17 protein-coding genes and 2 pseudogenes are annotated in these 19118 nt (G+C 70.4%); 11 read left to right on the top strand and 8 right to left on the bottom strand.

Going from position 1 to position 19118, the window contains the following annotated elements; translation table 11 throughout:
• Nucleotides 1-15 precede the first annotated feature (15 nt).
• The 4 genes from ABZV91_RS05555 to ABZV91_RS05540 all read right to left on the bottom strand — a co-directional run bounded on the left by ABZV91_RS05555 (nt 16) and on the right by ABZV91_RS05540 (nt 4578).
• Nucleotides 16-978 (bottom strand): phytoene/squalene synthase family protein, encoded by a 963-nt coding sequence (locus ABZV91_RS05555; RefSeq protein WP_355235860.1) that lies wholly within the window; start codon nt 976-978, stop codon nt 16-18.
• Nucleotides 978-2495, bottom strand: a complete 1518-nt coding sequence (crtI, locus tag ABZV91_RS05550; protein WP_355235857.1) for a phytoene desaturase family protein — start codon at nt 2493-2495, stop codon at nt 978-980. Before crtI ends, ABZV91_RS05555 begins: the two co-directional genes overlap by 1 nt.
• A 12-nt stretch (nt 2496-2507) precedes the next feature.
• Entirely contained in the window at nt 2508-3626 is a 1119-nt protein-coding gene (locus ABZV91_RS05545) for a polyprenyl synthetase family protein (RefSeq protein WP_355235854.1), read from the bottom strand.
• Between the two features lie 76 nt (nt 3627-3702).
• Entirely contained in the window at nt 3703-4578 is an 876-nt protein-coding gene (locus ABZV91_RS05540) for a MerR family transcriptional regulator (protein WP_355235852.1), read from the bottom strand.
• Nucleotides 4579-5011: 433 nt separating this feature from the next.
• Here ABZV91_RS05540 and ABZV91_RS05535 point away from each other — a divergent pair, with 433 nt between their 5' ends.
• The 4 genes from ABZV91_RS05535 to ABZV91_RS05520 all read left to right on the top strand — a co-directional run bounded on the left by ABZV91_RS05535 (nt 5012) and on the right by ABZV91_RS05520 (nt 9031).
• Nucleotides 5012-6760, top strand: coding sequence for a DUF3556 domain-containing protein (locus ABZV91_RS05535; RefSeq protein WP_355235849.1), 1749 nt, complete (start codon nt 5012-5014; stop codon nt 6758-6760).
• Nucleotides 6761-6807: 47 nt separating this feature from the next.
• Nucleotides 6808-7443, top strand: coding sequence for an NUDIX domain-containing protein (locus ABZV91_RS05530; RefSeq protein ID WP_355235846.1), 636 nt, complete (start codon nt 6808-6810; stop codon nt 7441-7443).
• A gap of 298 nt (nt 7444-7741) precedes the next feature.
• Entirely contained in the window at nt 7742-8227 is a 486-nt protein-coding gene (locus ABZV91_RS05525) for a CinA family protein (RefSeq protein ID WP_355235843.1), read from the top strand.
• A 63-nt stretch (nt 8228-8290) separates the two neighbouring features.
• The gene (locus ABZV91_RS05520) at nt 8291-9031 is read left to right on the top strand and encodes a dienelactone hydrolase family protein (RefSeq protein WP_355235841.1); all 741 of its coding nucleotides are present in this window, start codon (nt 8291-8293) and stop codon (nt 9029-9031) included.
• Between the two features lie 16 nt (nt 9032-9047).
• Here ABZV91_RS05520 and ABZV91_RS05515 read toward each other — a convergent pair whose 3' ends face one another.
• Nucleotides 9048-9293 carry a hypothetical protein gene (locus ABZV91_RS05515; protein ID WP_355235838.1) on the bottom strand — a complete coding sequence of 82 codons (246 nt, stop codon included), beginning with the start codon at nt 9291-9293 and terminating at the stop codon, nt 9048-9050.
• Between the two features lie 185 nt (nt 9294-9478).
• Between ABZV91_RS05515 and ABZV91_RS05510 the strand changes: the two are divergent.
• A pseudogene (locus tag ABZV91_RS05510) lies at nt 9479-11185 on the top strand (penicillin-binding transpeptidase domain-containing protein).
• Nucleotides 11186-11212: 27 nt separating this feature from the next.
• On the opposite strand, the gene ABZV91_RS05505 reads toward ABZV91_RS05510, so the two are convergent.
• From ABZV91_RS05505 to ABZV91_RS05495, 3 genes are read right to left on the bottom strand one after another with little or no spacing between them, the layout of a single operon-like run.
• Nucleotides 11213-12388 (bottom strand): pyridoxal phosphate-dependent aminotransferase, encoded by a 1176-nt coding sequence (locus tag ABZV91_RS05505; protein WP_355235835.1) that lies wholly within the window; start codon nt 12386-12388, stop codon nt 11213-11215.
• A gap of 41 nt (nt 12389-12429) precedes the next feature.
• The gene (locus ABZV91_RS05500) at nt 12430-13140 is read right to left on the bottom strand and encodes an HAD family hydrolase (protein ID WP_355235832.1); all 711 of its coding nucleotides are present in this window, start codon (nt 13138-13140) and stop codon (nt 12430-12432) included.
• Between the two features lie 6 nt (nt 13141-13146).
• Entirely contained in the window at nt 13147-13572 is a 426-nt protein-coding gene (locus tag ABZV91_RS05495; protein WP_355235829.1) for a hypothetical protein, read from the bottom strand.
• Between the two features lie 184 nt (nt 13573-13756).
• Between ABZV91_RS05495 and ABZV91_RS05490 the strand changes: the two genes are divergently transcribed.
• From ABZV91_RS05490 to ABZV91_RS05465, 6 genes and pseudogenes are all read left to right on the top strand, one after another.
• The gene (locus ABZV91_RS05490; RefSeq protein ID WP_355235826.1) at nt 13757-14695 is read left to right on the top strand and encodes an undecaprenyl-diphosphate phosphatase; all 939 of its coding nucleotides are present in this window, start codon (nt 13757-13759) and stop codon (nt 14693-14695) included.
• 321 nt (nt 14696-15016) lie between these two features.
• On the top strand, nt 15017-16789 hold the full coding sequence (locus tag ABZV91_RS05485; protein ID WP_355236194.1) for a hypothetical protein: 1773 nt from the start codon (nt 15017-15019) through the stop codon (nt 16787-16789).
• The gene (locus tag ABZV91_RS05480) at nt 16786-16965 is read left to right on the top strand and encodes a hypothetical protein (protein WP_355235823.1); all 180 of its coding nucleotides are present in this window, start codon (nt 16786-16788) and stop codon (nt 16963-16965) included. Before ABZV91_RS05485 ends, ABZV91_RS05480 begins: the two co-directional genes overlap by 4 nt.
• Nucleotides 16965-17354 (top strand): hypothetical protein, encoded by a 390-nt coding sequence (locus tag ABZV91_RS05475; protein WP_355235821.1) that lies wholly within the window; start codon nt 16965-16967, stop codon nt 17352-17354. Before ABZV91_RS05480 ends, ABZV91_RS05475 begins: the two co-directional genes overlap by 1 nt.
• The gene (locus tag ABZV91_RS05470; RefSeq protein ID WP_355235818.1) at nt 17351-18673 is read left to right on the top strand and encodes a hypothetical protein; all 1323 of its coding nucleotides are present in this window, start codon (nt 17351-17353) and stop codon (nt 18671-18673) included. The genes ABZV91_RS05475 and ABZV91_RS05470 overlap by 4 nt, the downstream gene beginning before the upstream one ends.
• A gap of 244 nt (nt 18674-18917) precedes the next feature.
• Nucleotides 18918-19118: pseudogene (locus tag ABZV91_RS05465) on the top strand (hypothetical protein); the annotation flags it as partial.

The following is a 19118-nucleotide window of genomic DNA, read 5'->3' as shown; positions in this document are numbered from 1 at the left end:
TTCGGCTCCTGGCTGTCAGACGGGCGCCGGGGCGGTGGTGAGGGCGTCGGCCCGCCCCTTGCGGCGGGCCCACAGCGCCCGGGCGAGCGCCGATCCGGCGACCCGCGCCCGACGAGCACGCCCGACGGTGGCGCGTTCGGAGAATATCGCGAAGTCACATCGCTCGATCCGGTCCAGGATCTCGCCGTAGAGTACGGCGGCGGTGGCCACGCAGGGGCGCGAGATCGGATGCAGCAGTGCGATACCCGGTTCGGCGCGGGCGTACCACCGGCGGGCGACGGCGTGCTGAGCGGCCAGGGCGGCCCGGACCCGGGTATCGGTGCGCCGGTGCTCGCGGCACCAGCGCAGCAGGTCCCGGTCGACGCGGAAGGCGGCCAGTTCATCGGCCGGCAGGTATACCCGGCCGCGGTCGAGGTCTTCGGCGACATCGCGCAGGAAGTTGGTGAGCTGGAACGCTTTACCCAGCGCGGCGGCATACGGGGCGGCCTCGGGCTGCGGGCAGACTGCGCCGAGAACGGGTAGCACTTGCAGACCGATCACTTCGGCCGATCCGTAGACATAGCGATCCAGGGCCGCGCGGTCGGGATAATCGGTGACGGTCAGATCCATGCGCATCGAGTCCAGGAACGCCCGGAAGAGGCTCCTGTCGAGACCGTATCGCGCCACCGTGTGACCCACCGCGGCGACGACCGGCTCGCCCTGCCCGGGGGAGTCGAGACCGGCCGACAGTTGCCGGGTCAACTCGTCCAGGCGTGCCTGTGGGGTTCCGCCGCCGGGCGTGGGCAGGTCGACGATATCGTCGGCCCAGCGGGCGAAGCCGTAGAGGGCATGTATCGCGGGGCGTTGGGCGGGGGCGAGCAGGCGGGTGGCGAGGAAGAAGGTGCGGCCGTGGCGGGCATTGAGGTCGCGGCAGTCCCGGTAGGCCTGCCGCAGTATCGGGTCGGTGATCGCCGCGGCGTCGAGTTCACTACCGATCATCACCGGAATCCCCCTGTCTCGACAGGCGAAGTAGCGCGGGCGGCGGCAAACGTACCGGTGATGCGGTCGGCGGCCAGCCGCCCGGAGATCAGCACCGGCGGCACGCCGACCCCGGGCACGGTCGAGCCGCCGGCGAGGACGACATTGTCCAGGCCACGGATCATATTGGCCGGTCGCAACGGCCCGGTCTGGGACAGCGTGTGCGCCAGTGCGAAAGGGGTGCCCGCGAGCATGCCCTGGCGCGCCCAGTCCGCTGGTGTGCGCACATGCAGGATCTCCACGCCGGTCAACGGAGTGGGCAGGCGCCGGTTCACCGTGTCGACGAGTTCCTCGGCGTAGGCGGGCCCGAGCCGGTCCCAGTCGAGTGGTGCCCGTGCCAGATTGGGGGCGGGCGCGAGGATCGACAGCAGCTCGCGCCCGGCCGGAGCCAGCAGGGTGTCGGTAGCGGTGGGGCGCGTGACGAGCAGCGACGGGTCCCGCATGGGCCGGCCCCGGCCGAGGATGTCGTCGAAGGTCTGCCGCCAGGCGCGACCGAACAGCAGCGAATGGTGTGCGAGGTGCGGGGCGGGATCGCTGCCGAGGTGCACCACCACGGCCGAGGGAGACGCGACGGGCCGGTGCGGGCGTCGTGAGCGGTGGCCGATCAGCCGGTAGGCGTGGTGCAGCTCAGTGGTGACGACGACCGCGTCACACTCGAATTCTCGTCCGTCGGTGGTGGTGACAGCATGGATCCGGGATCCCGAACGCCGGGTGGATTCCGCGGTGACACCGTAGTGGAAACGCACCCCGGCCGTGGTCGCCGCGGCGGCCAGCGCGTCGGGTAGTGCGCGCATTCCGCCCAGCGGGAAGAACACTCCACCGATGGTGTCCATGTAGGCGATCACGGCGTAGGCGGCCAGCGCGCGCTGCGGCGGGACTCCGGCGTAGAGGGACTGGAAGGTGAAGAGTTTGCGTACGTCCGGGTCGCGCAGGTGGCCGGCGACCGCCCTGTCCCAGCGGCGCAGCCCGCCGGCCAGGACCAGCTGCCCGGCCGCCGGGGTCAGTAGCGACAGCGGTGAATCGACGTTGGCGGCGATGAAGTGATCGAACTCGGTGCGGTACAGGTGGGTCAGCCAGTGCCGCAATTCCAGGTAGCCGTCTGCCTCCCGGGCGCCGGCGAATTCGGTGATCGCCCGGGCCATGGGTTCGGGGCCGGTATGCAGGTCGAGGCTGCGGCCGTCGGCGAAATGGGCGCGGTAGGCCGGGTCGATGGGGACAAGGCGCAGATGCTCGTCGGTATCGGCGCCGACCGCGGCGAACACCTCGTCGATCAGGTCGGGCATGGTGAGCACGGTCGGCCCCAGATCGAGGCGGTAGTCACCGATATCGGCGCGGGCGGCGCGCCCCCCGGGGACCGGTTCACGTTCGAGGACGGTGACCGCGACCCCGCGGCCGGCCAGGTGGATGGCGGCCGATAGTCCGGCCAGCCCCGCGCCGATCACCACGACATGATCACAGCGACCTTCGACGCCGCGCATTGTCTTCTCCTCTCAGAATTCGCGGACGGTACACCGGGCGGCCAGGCCGTCCAACAGGTCGCGCCGGTCGTCGGGAAGTGGCGCGGCGGCCAGTGCGTGGCGCGCCTCGGTGACCCGGTTGTCGATCATGGCCTCGATCCGCGCCGGGGCGCCGGTGGCGGTGATCAGGGTGCGGACCCTGGCGACCTCGGACATGTCCAGTGCCGGCGCGTGCAGCAGGTCGCACAGCTCACGGTGCAGGCGTGAGCCGGCCATGTCGATCGCCGCCACGATCACGGTGGACGCCTTGTGCTGGGCGATGTCGTTATCGGGTTTCCCGGTGACCTCGGGGAGTCCGTAGACGCCGAGGATATCGTCGCGCAGCTGGAACGCTTCGCCGATCGCTCGGCCGTATTCGGTCAGCGCGGCCGTCACGTGCCGGTCGCAGTCCGCCATCGCCGCACCCAGGACGAGGGGCCATTTCACGGTGTAGTCGCCGGATTTGGCGCGTGCGATGGCCAGGACGCCCTCCAGGGTGGGAGTGCTGCGGATGTCGTTGCCCAGGTCGGCGAGCTGACCCATGGCCAGCTCGATGCGCATGCGGTCGTAGTGTGGCCGGACCCGGGTCAACGCGAGTTCGTCCATTCCGCTCTCGCGCAGCATCTGCTCCGCCCAGACCAGGCATATGTCACCGAGCAGCGTGGCCGCGGACTCGCCGAAGCGGCGCGGGCAGCCGGGCAGTCCGTTGCGCTGGTGCCGGTCGGCGAGCCGGCGGTGCGCGGTGGGTTCGCCCCGGCGCCGGGCGGACTCGTCCATCACGTCGTCCTGGAGCAGCGCGAACGCGTGCAACAGTTCCAGTGCCGCGCTGGCCCGTAGCGCTGTGTCGTCTTCGGTGGCGCCGCACAACCAGCCCGCGTACATGAAGGCCGACCGCACGCATTTGCCACCCCCGACGTATTGCCAGAGCACGTGCTGCACCGTCGGCCGTACTCCCGACTCGACGGACTGTTTCTGTACGAACTCGGCCAGCTCGGACAGCACCCGGGCGCGGACCTTCTGCTGCCACTCGGCTGCCGGTCGCTCGGGTTGCCCGGCCCTCCCGTGGGTCCTGGTGGGCTGTGCGCGCCGGGATCCCACGATCTGTGTGTCCATCACAGCTCCTCGACTCCATTGCATGGTGTGGATCACATCTCATTCTAAACCCTTTTCGATGCATAAACGATGCGGGTCAGAGAATATGCACGGACCGGACGACGTCGCCGAGCGCGTCCTCGAGCGAGTCGACCCGGCGGGCGCCGGGGAACGCGGCGGTCGCCGGCCAGCCGGGCCCGGCCAACAGCAGTCGGGCCGGTGTGGGGCAGCCCGGCGGGATCGGGGCCGGCGGTGCCGTCCGCTCCGTCTGCGACCACAGCACCACCACCGGTTCGCGCGGCTGCCGGGTGATGGCGGCGGCCAGTGCGTCGGCGGGGAGTGCGGCGCCGAGAAGCAGGGCCGGTATGCCGGCTTCGGTCAGCGCGGCCCGCAGTACTTCCAGAGGCAGGACATGGTCCTCGCCGGCGGTGCAGGCCAGTAGTACCGGCGCGCGCCCGACCGTGTACCGGATGGGCGGCACCGCCCGATGCAGTGCGGCGGTGGTCGCCCAGGACAGGACATGTTCCACTTCGACGGACCCCGGTGCGTCGGTCTGCCGGCGGACGATATCGGCGAATGCCGGGCGGCACAGCCGGTTCCAGGTGCTCACCACACCGAAATGCGCGATATGGGCGGTGCACAGCGCCAGTAGTTCGGCGGCGTCGAGCCGATCGGCGGCCTCCAGGACCGGTCCCACGTCGCCGAATGTCGGCGCCGGCTCGGCCGCGGAACGCGCGGCCTTCGCGGCGGCGACGGGGGCGACACCGGCGCGGACGAGATCGACCATGCGGCCTAGTACCGCCACGTCGCTCGGCGTGTAGTACCGGTGTGCGCCCGGGCTGTGCCGCGGAGGTCCCAGACCGTAACGCTGGTTCCAGCTGCGCAGGGTCGCCACCGGGATATCCAGGGCCTGGGCCACCGTGCCGACGGTGAACCCGATCGCCGAATCGTCTGTCGGGTCGGTCTCGCGCACGGCTTCACACACCTTTCCGCGCTGGACGGATGCCTGTGTCTCCTCTCCTGTGCGGGCGGTTCCGGGGCCGCTCGGCCACCCTCGACGTCTCGGGATCGATCCCGGGATTCCACCGGTGAGGCTTCACGCTACTCGCTCAATGATGCGAAATCGATTCACTCGTTCGGCGGTGGCCGGCGCCGACCCGATCACCGGCTCCCGGCCGGGCCCGTCCGCGAGTTGCCCGGCACGAGCCCGCCGATTTTCACTCGGTGGTGGCCGCGGGGGTGCGATGATCTCGGTCGTCGGCCGGTGGGTCACGAGGGTGACCGCCGTCTGTCACGGCGTCCGGGGACGGTGGTCACCGAACGGCGAAGGGACACCGGCGGGAACGTGTATCCGCTACCGGCGGTGTTCCCGCAACTGATCGAACGGCGTAGGGAACGAGAGCGTAGTGGGCGGAACAGATCGTTTGTTCGGCATCCTCCGGCCGAGCCTGCCGGTGGTCGATTTCGACGAATGGAGCAGGGGCACCCGGGCGGAGAAGTTGCGTCCGATGGCGCGGCACTGGGCGGAGGTCGGATTCGGCACACCGGTGCTGTTGCACCTGTGCTACGTCGTCAAAATCGGCCTCTACGTGCTCGGCGGCTGGTTGTTCGCGCTGACGACCGAAGGTATCGACGGGTTCACCGCGGTCGGTGACTGGTGGTCGGAGCCGATCGTCTTCCAGAAGGTCGTGCTGTTCACGATGCTCTTCGAAGTGGTTGGGCTGGGCTGCGGGTTCGGGCCGCTGAACAACCGGTTCTTCCCGCCCATGGGTTCCGTCCTGTATTGGTTGCGTCCCGGCACCATCCGCCTGCCGCCCTGGCCGGATCGGGTGCCGGGTACCCGGGGCACCCGCCGCACCCTGTTCGAAGTGGTGTTGTACGCGGCACTGCTGATCATGCTGGTGGTGGCGCTGGTGTCGGACGGAACCGGGCCGGACGCGGCGCTCGACACAACCGTAGGGGTCCTGCCGGTCTGGCAGATCGCGGCGGTGCTCGGGTTGCTCGCCGTGCTCGGGCTGCGCGACAAGACCATCTTCCTGGCGGCGCGCGGTGAGGTATACGCGGCACTCGCGGTCACGTTCCTCTTCGGCGGTGTGGACCTGATCGTCGGCGCAAAAATCGTTTTCGTCGTCATCTGGATCGGTGCGGCGGTATCGAAGCTGAACAAACATTTCCCCTTCGTGGTGTCGACGATGATGTCGAACAGCCCGGTGGTGCGGCCCCGGGCGCTCAAACGTCTGTTCTTCGAACGTTTTCCCGACGATCTGCGGCCGGGTCGGCTGTCGCGGTGGTTCGCGCACGGCGGTACCGCGGTGGAGATGGGCGCGCCGCTGGTGCTGTTCTTCGCGCACGGGGGCTGGCCCACGGCCGTCGCCGCCACCGCGCTGATCGGCTTCCACCTGGTGATCCTCACCGCGATACCGATGGGCGTACCACTGGAGTGGAACGTCTTCATGATCTTCGGAGTGCTGACGCTCTTCGTCGCACACGCCGATATGGGCCTGTCCGCGGTGAGCGACCCACTGCCGGTGGTGCTGCTGTTCATCCTTCTCGCCGGGGTGGTCGTCCTGGGGAACCTGTTCCCACGCAAGGTGTCGTTCCTCCCCGGAATGCGCTACTACGCGGGTAACTGGGACACCACGCTCTGGTGTATCCGGCCTTCGGCCGACGCGAAGATCCGGGAGGGGATCGTCGCCGTCGCGACCATGCCGGCCGCGCAGTTGCAACGCTTCTACGGAAGCCCGGAGGCCGCGCAGATCCCGCTGTACCTCGGCTACGCCTTCCGGGCCTTCAACACCCACGGCAAGGCGTTGTTCACGCTCGCACACCGCGCGATGGCCGATCACGACGAGTCCGAGTACGTCCTTACCGACGGTGAGCGCATCTGCTCCACCGCGCTCGGCTGGAACTTCGGGGACGGTCACCTGCACAGCGAACAGTTGATCGCCGCCCTGCAAGAGCGCTGCGGGTTCGAGCCGGGGGAGGTCCGGGTGGTGTTGCTGGACGCGCAGCCGATCCACCGGCAGACCCAGCGCTACCGGCTCGTGGACGCCGCGACCGGGGAATTCGAGACCGGTTCGGTGCGGGTCGCCGATATGGTCGTACGCCAGCCGTGGGACGACGATGTGCCGGTGTACCCGGACCGCCGGGTCTGAGGGGGCGCACGGCGGTTTCTGTCGGTCCCCGCTGTCAGGCTGAGCCGATGAGGTCCGCTGTCCGCGCGGTACACGAGATCGTCACCGCGATCACCCCGATCGACGAGCTGGAACGCGCCCAGCTGGCCGAGGCCGCGAACTGGGTGGCCCGCACCGACGACATATTCCGCCGTGCGAGACCGGCCACGTTCGGGCGGCATCTGGTGTCCTATGTCGTGGTGGTCGATCCGACCGGGGACGCGGTGTTCCTGGTGCACCACATCAAGGCCGGCCGCTGGCTCCCGCCGGGCGGCCATGTCGAACCCGGCGAACATCCGGCCCTGACCGCCCGCCGGGAAGCCGCGGAGGAACTCGGTGTGACCGCCGCTCCCGGTCTCCACCACGACCCGCTGTTCCTCACCATCACCACCACCGTCGGAATCGACGGCGGCCACGAAGATGTCAGCCTCTGGTACGTTCTCGTCGCCGATCGGAGCACCGAGTTCACCCTCGACCCGGGCGAGTTCCACGCCGGCCGGTGGTGGGGCATGGACGAGGTGGCCGGTGCGGAGCCGGCCGGGTTCGATCCGCACTTCCCCCGGTTCCTCGCCAAGTTGCGGCGCGTCCTTGCTGCCGGCGGGCCGTCGCGGTATCCGATGCGGCCGGTGGCCGACGATATTCCGTGGTCACCGTCGGATCCATGAGGCGGTGCGCAAGAACCACCGGGGACTTCGGCGACTTCCGGGCCGGGACGACGGGCGCGGTGGCGGCCGGTGCGCGCGGAGCCGGGAGATCGGGGCGGGAGACCGCGCGGCAGGTCCGTCGTCCACATGGCCGGCGCGTCCGCGTGTCTACACTGACCCGCGTGTGGCAGAACGAGATGATCGGATCCCGGGCCGCGCGGCATCGCATCGCGGAGGCGATCGGCGGTGTCTCCGATGAGGTCCGGTATACGGAAGTGGGGTGCTGATGTCGACGGGGCCCGAATCCGAGGGAGTGCTGGTGCCGGCTGTATTGGGGCGAGCCCATGACCGCGCCGAGGAGTTGGCGGCCCTCGCCGACCGTGCGGGTATCCAGGTGGCGGTGGCGGAATCGCTGACCTCCGGCCAGGTCGCGGCGGCGCTGGGTGCGGCGAGTAATTCGGGGGAGTGGTTCCGCGGTGCGGTGGTGGCCTACAGCCGGGAGGTGAAGCACCGCGTACTCGGGGTACCGGACGGGCCGGTGGTCTGCGAGGCAGCGGCCCGGGCGATGGCCGAGGGGGTGCGGACGCTGTTCGACGCCACATTGTCCGTGGGAGTGACGGGTGCCGGCGGGCCCGACCCGCAGGACGGACAGGAGCCGGGGTCGGTGTGGTTCGCCGTCGCGGTCGAGGGGCGGGTCACCGCGACGTTCCGGCTGTTCGAGGGCGAACCCGCCGAAATCCTGGACCAGGTGGTCGATCACGCGGTCGAGCTGCTGCTCGACGCGGCGCGAGACCTGCAGGGCTGACCTGCCGGCGCCGCCGCGTGCGCCGCTCTACTCGCCGGGAAACTATTAGGTAGGGTAACGACCGTGGCGACAGTCGAGATCGAGATGCCCGGTGGATCCGCCGAAGCGTACGTGGCCGGAGCGGCCGGCCCGGGTGTTCTGCTCTATCAGGACGCGATCGGTCTGCGTCCCCAGATCGAGCGGATAGCGGACCGGATCGCCTCGTGGGGTTATGTGGTGCTGGCGCCGAACGTGTTCTGGCGCGACGGGCGGGCCGCGGAGCTGGCGCCGAAGGGTGACCTGAGCGATCCGGAGAGCCGAAAGGCCTTCATGGCCACCGGTGTCATGGATCGCGTGGCCGGGTTGACGCCGGAGATACTGCGGGCGGACGGCGACGCCTGGCTGTCCGCGCTGCACGGCCTCGCCGGCGTGACCGGGTCGGCGGTGGGAGTGACGGGCTACTGCTTCGGCGGACGGGCCGCGCTGCGGCTGGCCGCGCACCGGCCCGCCGAGGTCGCCGCGATCGGCCTGTTCCACACCGGTGGCATCGTCGTCGACGAGCCGGACAGCCCGCATCTCGAGGTCCCCGGCATCCGGGCAGCGGTGCTGGCCGGACATGCCGACAAGGACGGGTCGAACACTCCGGAACAGATCGCGGTGTTCGACGCCGCGCTGCGAGACGCCGGGCTCGACTACCGCACCGCGGTGTACCCGGACGCGGCACACGGCTACACCATGGCCGATACGGCGGCCTACCAGGAGGCGGGCGCGGAACGGCACTATCGCGAACTGCGCGAGCTGTTCGCCCGCACGCTGCCGCGGTAGCCGGGACGGCCGCGGATCAGCCGCCGGTCGCGTGCGGCCATCCGATGCAGGCAACATCGTTGAAGGCGCGCTGTTCCTCCGTGGTGCGCGGCGCGGGCAGCCAGGGCATCCAGGGACAGAGATGATCGAACGAGGCATTGACCGCTTCGCACTGGGCTGCCGGATCACCGGTTTCCCAGCGCCGCACCACGAGGTCACCGAGGTCGAACCGCTGCGGCGGAACGATTCCCGGAGCCAGTGCGGGCGGGTGGGTGGTATCCACCTCGCCGTCATCCCGACACCGGCGGGCACCGGGCAACCGGTTTGTCTGGGCGGTCCCGGTCGTGCCCGGCGACGCGGTCCGCAACACCGGAGCACGGACCATCCGCGCCTGCCGCGTTCCCGGTCGATACAGTCGAAACGGTGCGCACCGATCGGAAACTCGTCGTCCTCACGGCCGCCCTGGGTCTGGCGCTGGCCGGTTGCTCCTCCGCACCGCCCGAACCGGACACCGTCGCCGAACGCTTCACCGAGGCGCTGAACAGCGACGATATCGGTGCGGCCGCGGCACTCACCGATGATCCGGCACGAGCGGGGGAAGCGCTCGGCTCCCTCTACGACGGATTGGGCAAGGAGGCGACCTTCGCGGTCGCCGGGGTACACGAGGACACCTTCACCCTCGAGGTGACCTAGAAACTGGGGGCCGAAGGCGGCAAGGAATGGAAGTACACGACCACCGGGACCGCCGGCGAGACCGACGACGGCTGGAAAGTGCACTGGAACCCGGCCACCGTCGCGCCGGGGCTCGAGACCGGACCGCTGAGCTACGCACCGGTGTACCCGCGGCCCGCCCGTGTCCTGGACGCCGCGGGCGGTGAGCTCATGACCGAGCAGGTGGTGACCCTCGTCCAGTTGGCGCCCGGCGCCGATACCGCCGCCGCGGCCGCCCTGCTCGCCCCGCTCGCCGCCGGGATCACCCCGGCCTCGCTGGATGCCGAACTGGCCGCCGCGCAGGGCCGACCGGTGACGGCGATCAGTCTGCGCGAAGCCGATATCGCACCGGTCCGGGACGCGCTGACCGCTGTCCGCGGGGTGACCCTCGCCCCGCAGACGCGGCTGCTGACCACCGACAAGGCGATATCCGCGCCGACCCTGTCCGGACTGAGCGAACTGTGGCAACAGCAGGCCGACGACGCCGCCGGTTGGGCGGTGCGCGCGCAGACCGCGGACGGCACAGTGCGGATCGCCGGCGCGGACCCGGGGTCCAGCACCGATATCCGGTCCACCATCGATATCGGGTTGCAACGGGCCGCGGAAGCCGCACTGGACCCGGTCGCCACCCCCGCGGCGATCGTCGCGATGCGGCCCTCGACCGGCGAGGTCCTGGCGGTCGGGCAGAACGCCGCCGCCGACGGAGAAGGGGCGATAGCGCTCACCGGTCTGTATCCGCCGGGCTCGACCTTCAAGACGGTCACCGCCGCCGCGGTGCTGGACGCGGGCCGAGCGACCCCCGACACCGTGTTGCCCTGTCCCGGGGTCGCCGATATCGAGGGTCGCCGCATACCCAACGACGACAGTTTCGATCTGGGGCAGGTCCCGCTGCACACCGCGTTCGCGCACTCCTGCAACACCACCATGGCAGGGCTCGCCGTCACACTGCCGCCGGAGGCGCTGAAGGGCGCCGCCGAGCGGCTCGGGCTGGGCGTGGATTATGTGACGCCCGGGCTGACCACCGTGACCGGCGGCGTGCCGGTCGCGCAGAGTCCGGCCGAGCGAGTGGAGGCCAGTATCGGGCAGGGGCAGGTGACGGCCTCACCGTTCGGTATGGCGTTGGTCGCCGCGTCCGTGGCCCACGGGACCACCCCGGCTCCGGTACTGGTCACCGGTTCGCCGGGCGTACCCGACCGGACGCCGCAGCCGCTACCCGCTACGGTCACCGGCGATCTGAAAACCATGATGCGGGAAACCGTCACGGCGGGTACGGCCACCCGGTTGGCCGATATCCCGGGTCTGCTCGGGAAGACCGGCACCGCGGAATACGGTGACAACAGCAGCGCGCACGGCTGGTTCATCGGAATCCAGGACGATCTGGCCTTCGCGGTGTTCGTCGCCGACGCGGGTAGTTCCGGCCCCGCCGTCGACGCGGCGGGGCGGATGCTGCGGGCACCGCGCTGACCGCGGGGGCCTCCGGCCCGCCGTCGATCAACGGGCGCTCGCTTTTCGTAGCCGCCGGACGCCCTCGTCCAAGGTCTCGGGACGTTTACAGAAGGTGAAGCGGACGAGATGGCGCCACGCGGCCGGATCGTCGGTGAACACACTGACCGGCACCGCGGCCACCCCGAGTCGTGCGGGCAGTTCCCGGCAGAACCGGATCCCGTCGTCCTCACCCGTGGGGCGGATATCGGCGCAGACGAAGTAACTCCCCGCACTGGGATGCACCCGGAACCCCGTCTCGGTCAGCGCCGCGGACAGGCGCAGCCGCTGCTCGGAGAGCCTGGCGCGCAGCCGGGCCACCCAGTCGAGTTCCTGGGTGAGCGCGTGCGCCACGGCGGGCTGGAACGGCCCGCCGCCCACGAAGGTGAGGAATTGTTTGGCGGCGAGGACCGCGTCGATCAGGGGAGCCGCTCCGCAGATCCAGCCGATCTTCCAGCCGGTGACGCTGAAGGTCTTCGCGGCACTCGACACCACCAGTGTCCGGTCGGCCATCCCGGGGAACCCGGCGATGCTCAGATGTTCGGCGTCGTCGTACACCAGGTGCTCGTACACCTCGTCGGTCAATACCAGCAGGTCGTGTGCGCAGGCGATCTCGGCGAGGGCGGCCAGGTCGGCGCGGTCGAGGACCGTGCCGGTGGGATTGTGCGGTGAGTTCAGGATCAGCATCCGCGTGGCCGGGGTGATCGCGGCGCGCAGACTGTCGTGATCGAGGACGAAGCGGTCCCCGTCGGGGACCAGCCGGGCGGTGCGCCGGTGTGCTCCGGCCAGGGCCACCGCCGCCGGGTAGGAGTCGTAATAGGGCTCGATCAGCACCACTTCGGCGCCGGGTTCGACCAGGCCGAGGACCGCGGCGCTGATCGCCTCGGTGGCGCCGACGGTCACCAGCACCTCGGTGTCCGGGTCGTACCGCGTCCCGTAGCGGCGGGCACGGTCGGCGGCGATAGCCCGCCGCAGCACCGGCATACCGCGGCCGGGCGGATACTGGTTGAGTCCCTCGGCGATCGCGGCACGGGCGGCCTCGAGCATGCCCGCGGGCCCGTCGCTGTCCGGAAAGCCCTGCCCCAGGTTGATCGCCTCGTGCCGGACCGCGAGTTCGGTCATCTCGGCGAAGATCGTGGCGGCGAAGGGCCGCAGCCGGTCGACGGTGGGGGCTCGGTCACGCATCACACGAGCCTAGACGGCCCACACCGTCGCGGCGGGCCCGCTCACGCCTCGCCGCCGGGCCGGCTTCCTGTCGATCCGGCCAGTTCGGCGAGCGGACTGCCCTCGAACCGAGTGAGGAGGTCGGCAGGGTCGTCGTAGACCGCGACCGCGCCCGCCTCGTGGAGTTCCGCGCGGCTGATGCCGCCGGACCGGAAGCCGATGAAGTCCAGTTCCGCTCGCCGGGCCGCTTCGGCGTCCCATACCGTGTCGCCGACGAAGAGGGCCGACCCGGCCCCGGTGCCGGCCCGGTCGAGCGCGGTGCGCACGATATCGGGGCGCGGTTTGGCGGTGCCGACGTCCTCGCTGGAGGTCTGTGCCGATACCACCTCCGATGGGCCCAGGACCTCGCGTAGTACCGACAGTTCGTCCTCCGGCGCGGAGGTCGCCAGTACCACGGTCAGCCCCGCCGCCGCGACCCGTTCGAGCAGTTCGCGCGCCCCGTCGACCGGGCGCATGAGCGACCCGGAATCCAGGTAGTAGCGCAGATGTAGATCCTTCGCCTGGTCCCGGGTGTCGTCGTCGGCATCGGGCAGCAGGGTGCTCACCAGCAGTGAGCCGTCCATACCGATACTCCGGTGCACCCGCCAGGCGTCCACCTCGGCGCCGACTTCCCGGAACGCCCGGGTCCAGGCGTGGACGTGCAGATAGTTCGAATCGACCAGCGTTCCGTCGATATCGAACAGCACGGCGCCTGCGGAATCGGTCTCGGGCACGGGCGCTCAGCTCCTGGCGTCGCGGGGGACACCGGTGGACCACAGCGCCCACAGGATCAGGACCGGCTGGAACAGCAGTCGCACGAAGCGCTTCTCGTCGGTGTCGAGCCGGAAGGCCGGTCGGTGGTCCCGCCACTGGGCGATATTGCCGGGGAATACCGCGACGAAGAACAGCGCGGCGATCCGCCCCATCCGGACCCGATCCCGGGTCATGACGGCCAATCCCGCGCCGAGCATGATCTCCACACCGCCCGAGGCCATCACGACGCCGTCCTTGTCCAGCGGTACCCAGTCGGGCACCTGGGCCTGGAACTCCCGCCGGGCCCAGAACAGATGGCTCAGGCCCGCGAACACCAGCGCCGCCGCCAAGAGGTAGCGGGCGATCGTACGAGCCGGTGTGGTGGGCGCACTCCCCGATTCGTGACTGGCCATGCGCCGCAGCCTACCCGCGGCGGTGGTGGTGACGGTGCCGCGCAGCGCCGTGTCCCCGCGGTCGCCGGCTCGCCGGGCACTCCTCGGGCCGCGGCTACCGGGCACCAAACATGTTGCGAACGGGCGATTTCGGACGTTTCGGTCGCGCGCGGGATTCGCTCGGGACCGTGTAAGAATCGTCGCGATGCTCACCTATGTTCAAGCGACGGTGATCGGTGTGGTGCAGGGCGTCACCGAACTGTTCCCGGTGTCGAGCCTCGGCCACTCGGTGCTGATCGCCGCTTGGCTCGGCGGCGACTGGCGGACGTTGATCGGCGCGCAGGAATCCGAAGCGGAAACGCCGTACCTGGCCTTCGTGGTGGCGTTGCACGTGGCGACCGCGGTCGCGTTGCTCTGTCACTACCGGCGGGACTGGTACGCCATCCTCGCCGGTTTCCTCACCACACTGCGGACCAGGCGCGCGGCCACGGTGGCGCAGCGGCTGGCGTGGCTGATCGTGATCGCTTCCGTTCCGGTGGCTGTCCTGGGCCCGCTGCTGGTCCACACCCTGCACGAATTGTTCGCCGCACCGGTCTGCGCGGGCTTCTTCCTCACCCTCAACGGGCTCGTCCTGCTGCTGGGGGAGGGGCTGCGGCGGCGTAACGAGCCCACGCTCGCGGAGTACGGGCGGCGGTTCGCGTTGCAGGGATCGGGACGCCGGCCGGCGGCCGGCACGGAGAGCGCGCGCCGCCAGGCCGACCGGCGGCTGGCCGCCCTCGATATGCGCGACGCCCTCGGTATCGGTGTCGCCCAGCTCGGCGCCCTTCTCACCGGCTTCAGCAGGGCGGGCCTGACCATGGTCGGTGGGCTGTGGCGCGGGCTGGAACACGTGCACGCGGCCAAATTCGCCTTCCTGCTCGCCACCCCGGCCATCCTGGGTGCGGGCCTGGTGGAGCTTCCCGAACTCCTCGGACCGGAGGCCGAGGGTATCCACGGGCCGATCCTGGTGGGCGCGCTGGTCTCAGGCGCTTCGTCCTGGTTCGCCGTCCGGTTTCTGGAGCGGTACTTCCAGACGCGCACCCTGTTGCCCTTCGCCGTGTATTCGCTGATCGCCGGTATCGCTTCGGTCATCAGGTTCTGCTGACCGCGATCCGATCGGTACTTCCGGGCGCCGTCGGCGTGGACACTTCGGGCGTACGCTCGCACCCACCGGACCGTGGTCGATCATCGGGCCCGGCGGGGCACAGGCCGCTGTGGTCGGCCACGAGCGGAATCGGCGTGTCGCAGTGAGATCGGGACATGTCGGGTAACCCGCCCGCTCCGGCAAAAATTCATGCTACTTTTCGTCACACATATTCCATCAGGGTGTGGAGGTTCGGTGCCGGACGGTACGTACGAGTTGTTCGGGTGGTCGGCGGCGCCCGCCGGCGAAGGCGGTGGCGCGGCGCTGGATCAGGTCGCGATCATGACCGGGGCGGCCGGGGTCATCGCACTGGGACTCCTCTGGGTCGGGTACCTGCACCGCACCGGCCGGATCACCTGGTTGCAGCGGCTCGCCGATCGGCTGGGCCGGGTGTTCAACCGGCCCGGCTGGGTGGCGCTGCCACTGGCGATGTTCCTGGCGACCATCCTGACCGCGCTCCTGGGTTTCATCTGGGACGTGAGCCTGCACATCGGCAACGGCCGGGACGAGGGACCGCTGGCCAATCCGGCGCACTATTTCATCCTCGCCGGGCTGTTCTTCCTCTTCGCGGCCGGGATGGCGGCCATCGTGCTGCCGCGGGACGAGAAACCCGGTCCCGCGGCGGTGCGGATCACCCGCACCTGGTACGCGCCCGTCGGGGGCATCCTGCTGGCCGGAGCCGGCCTCTACGCCCTGATCGGTTTCCCGCTCGACGACGTCTGGCACCGGATCTTCGGTCAGGACGTGACCCTGTGGGGACCCACGCACCTGATGTTGATCGGCGGCGCCGGATTCTCGCTGATCGGTGTGCTGCTGCTCGAGTTCGAGGGCAGGCACAACCGGCCGCAACCACAGGAGCCGGAGACACGCCGGATGTGGCTGCTGCGCGCCTTCGCCTTCGGTGGCCTGCTCATCGGATTGTCGGTGTTCCAGGTCGAATACGACTTCGGTGTGGAACAGTTCCGGCTGGTGCTGCAGCCGATGCTGATCGTCGCGGCGGCCACGATCGCACTGGTGGCCGCGCGACTGACTCTCGGCCCGGGCGGCACGCTGGTCGTGGTCGGGTTCGCCGCGGTGGTGCGGGCCGTCGTCGCCGTCCTGGTGGGCGGCCCGATCATCGATGCGCCGCGGAATGTGTTCCCGCTGTATCTCGGCGTGGCGGTCGTGGTGGAACTGCTGGCCCTGCTGCCGTGGGTCCGGCACCGGATTGTCTGGGGCGCGGTCTGCGGTCTCCTGGCGGCCACCCTCGGGCTCTGGCTCGAATCACTCTGGGTCGGGGCGATGTTCGTGAACCCGTGGCCCGCGGGGATGTGGCCGGAACTGCTGGCCATGGCGGTGCCCACCGGGATCGCGGGCGGTGTCGTCGGGGCCATGCTGGCCGTCGTGCTGCTCGCGGAACCGCTGCCGCGGCCCGCGGTGCGCCGGACGCTGGTGGCGGTGGCGGTCGCGGTGGTGGCCGCGGCCACCACCAACGGCTTGATGATCGATGTCCCCGAAGGAGCCCGGGCAGCGGTGCAACTGCGAGACGCCCCCGGACAGGGCGGCCGGATGGTGTACGCGGATATCCGGATCACCCCGGCGGACCTTGTCGGCACCGACCCGGAATGGGTCGAGATCCTGTCCTGGCAGGGCGGTGTGGGTAGTGACAGCCCCGGCCGGGGCCTGGTGGTCGACCAGCTCCGGCGCGAGGACGCGGGACACTACGTCTCGACGAAACCCGTACCGGTGCACGGTTCGTGGAAAACGCTGCTACGGGTCCAGGACGGCCGGACACTGACCGCGCTGCCGATCTTCATGGCCGCCGACCCCGGTATCGGCGCGGCGGAGATCCCGGCGCTCGACTCGTTCACGCGACCCTTCGTCTCCGAGATCACGGTGCTGCAGCGGGAGCGGTCGTTCGATCATCCGGCCTGGCTGTTCGCGGCGGCCTCGCTGGTCGTGCTGGGGTGCAGCCTTGTCCTGGTCGCCGCGCTGTCGTGGGGCGCGGCCCGGATCAACGACCGGTATCTGCGCGACACGCCCGCGGGGGAGAAGGAACGGGCGCCCGCGCGATGACCGATCGATACGACGGCGTGGATCTGCTCGCCGACCATTCGATCTTGCTCGCGGTGCCCGCGTTCCTCCCGGCGTTCCTCATCGCCGCGGTTGTCATCGTCATCGCCGTCCGCGACCGCCGGCGCGGAGACGACGAGGATCCGCCCGCCGACCCCGATACCGACAAGGAGGACTGATGCCGTCCGTCTCCCGCCTGTGCGTTCCGGTGCTGGCCGCCGGCCTGCTCGCCGCCGGCTGCGCGAGCAGCGAACCGGAACAACCCGCGGCGAGCAGCGCGAGTGCGGCACCGAGCGCCGCGGCCGTGGTCCTCCCGGTTCGAATCGCCGGCGGCACGGTGACCCCGGCCGACGCCAGGCTCGAGGTCCGGGTGGGCCGGCCGATCGAAATCGTCGTCGACAGTGACACCGCCGACGAGCTGCACGTGCACGCCGAGCCGGACCACACCTTCGCGATCACACCCGGGACCGGCGAGCGTTTCCGGTTCACCGTCGACATACCGGGGCGGGTGGAGATCGAACTGCACCACGCCGGTCGTACGGTGGCCACCCTGCTCGTGCGCGAATGACACTGCTGGCCCACGGCCTTGGCGGCGCCACCGACCTGCCGATTCCGCTGACCTATGCGCTGATCGGCGCGGCCTGGGCGCTCACCTTCTCGTTCGCGGTGATCGCCTTCGCCTGGCGGGAACCGCGACTGGACCCGGATTCGCCCGGCATCGGTATACCCCAGGCGGTGCGGTCGATCGTGGACGCGCCGGTCGTGCGCGCGGGGATCGCGGCGGTGAGCGTGGCGGCCTTCGGCGCGGTCCTGGCGATCGGCGCGTTCGGGCCCGCCGATCCGGCCCGGAATCCGGTCCCGGGTGTCCTGTACGTCTTCGTATGGGTCGGGGTGCCCCTCGCTTCGCTCGTGGTAGGGCCGGTGTGGAAGGTGCTCTCCCCGGCGCGGGCGGTGTATCGCGGGTACTGCGCGGTCGCGCGCCGCCGGCCCGGGACCGGCCTGCTGCGGTACCCCGACGCGTGGGGAAGATGGCCGGCGGCACTGGGGTTGTTCGGCTTCGTCTGGCTGGAACTCGCCGCGCCGAATCCCGGTTCGGTCACCGCGGTGACCCTGTGGCTCGCCGGATACCTGGTTCTCACCGTGGCCGGGTTGCTCGTCTTCGGCACCGTCTGGGCCGAGCGGGCCGACCCGCTCGAGGTGTACAGCAGCCTGCTCGGGCGGTTGAGCCCGATCGGCCGAGGCGATGCGGGCGCACTGGTGTTGCGCGCACCGCTGGCGAATCTCGCGGGAACACCGGTGGGCGCGGGTTCGGTGGCGGTGGCCGCGACCCTGCTGGGCTCCACGGCATTCGACAGTTTCTCTCTGTTCCCGTGGTGGCGGAGCCTGGTATCCGAGGCCGGGCCGCCACCCACGCTGATGTCCACGCTGGGGTTGCTGGCGTTCATCGGCGTGGTCGGAGTGAGTTTCCGGTTCGCCGCGGCAGCCACCGGAGGTCTCTCCCGCGCCGACCGCCGCCGGTTACCCGGTGTACTCGCCTATACGCTGACGCCGATCATCGCCGGGTACGTGATCGCCCACTATCTGAGCTTCCTGGTGGAGAAGGGCCAGGCGACGGTGATCTTGTTCGCGGACCCGTTCGGGTACGGCTGGAACCTCGGCGGATTGGCCGATCGCGAGGTCGCCTATGTGCTCTCCGCGCAGCCGGCGGTGCTGGGCACGCTCGAGGTGCTCGCGGTGGTGTTGGGCCATATCCTCGGTGTGGCCGCCGCGCACGATCGTTGTCTGCAGCTGCTGCCGCGCGCGCATCGGCTCACCGGGCAGCTCGCGCTCGTGCTGCTCATGGTCGGATTCACCTTCACCGGGCTCTACCTGCTCTTCGACGCCTAGCTGCGTCGTCGCTGTGTACCGGCCCCCGTAGGTCGTCCATGTTCGCGGCACTCCGGGGGCGGGTTCTTCGTCATCGCCTCCGGCGGGCCGAAGCTCGTGATGCCCGACGCCTTGGCCGACAACGTGGCCCAGAATCTGGCCAGCCCGCTCGGAATGCCGGCCTTCATCGGATCGGCCGAGGTCGCGGGGCGGTATCGGTCTGCTGGTGCCGGGGTCGAGTGCCCTCGCTACCGGGAGTCTTTCCGTGCTCGCCGCCGGGACCCAGGCGTTCATCGCCGGCGAGCCCGCGATGGCGATCTTGCCGCTGGCGCTCGCCGCGATCTTCACGTGGAACGCCTCCGAGCGCCGCGCCACCCTCATCGAGCCGCGCGACTCGCTCGCACGTGACGAATCCATAGGTAAGACCGGCGAGAGGGGGGCGGGGCCCCCCGAGCCGGGCCAGCCG

The organism is Nocardia sp. NPDC004568, assembly GCF_040609955.1.
GTDB lineage: Bacteria > Actinomycetota > Actinomycetes > Mycobacteriales > Mycobacteriaceae > Nocardia.
Note: the sequence above shows the minus strand (reverse complement) of the source record. Positions and strands in the feature narration are given on the sequence as shown.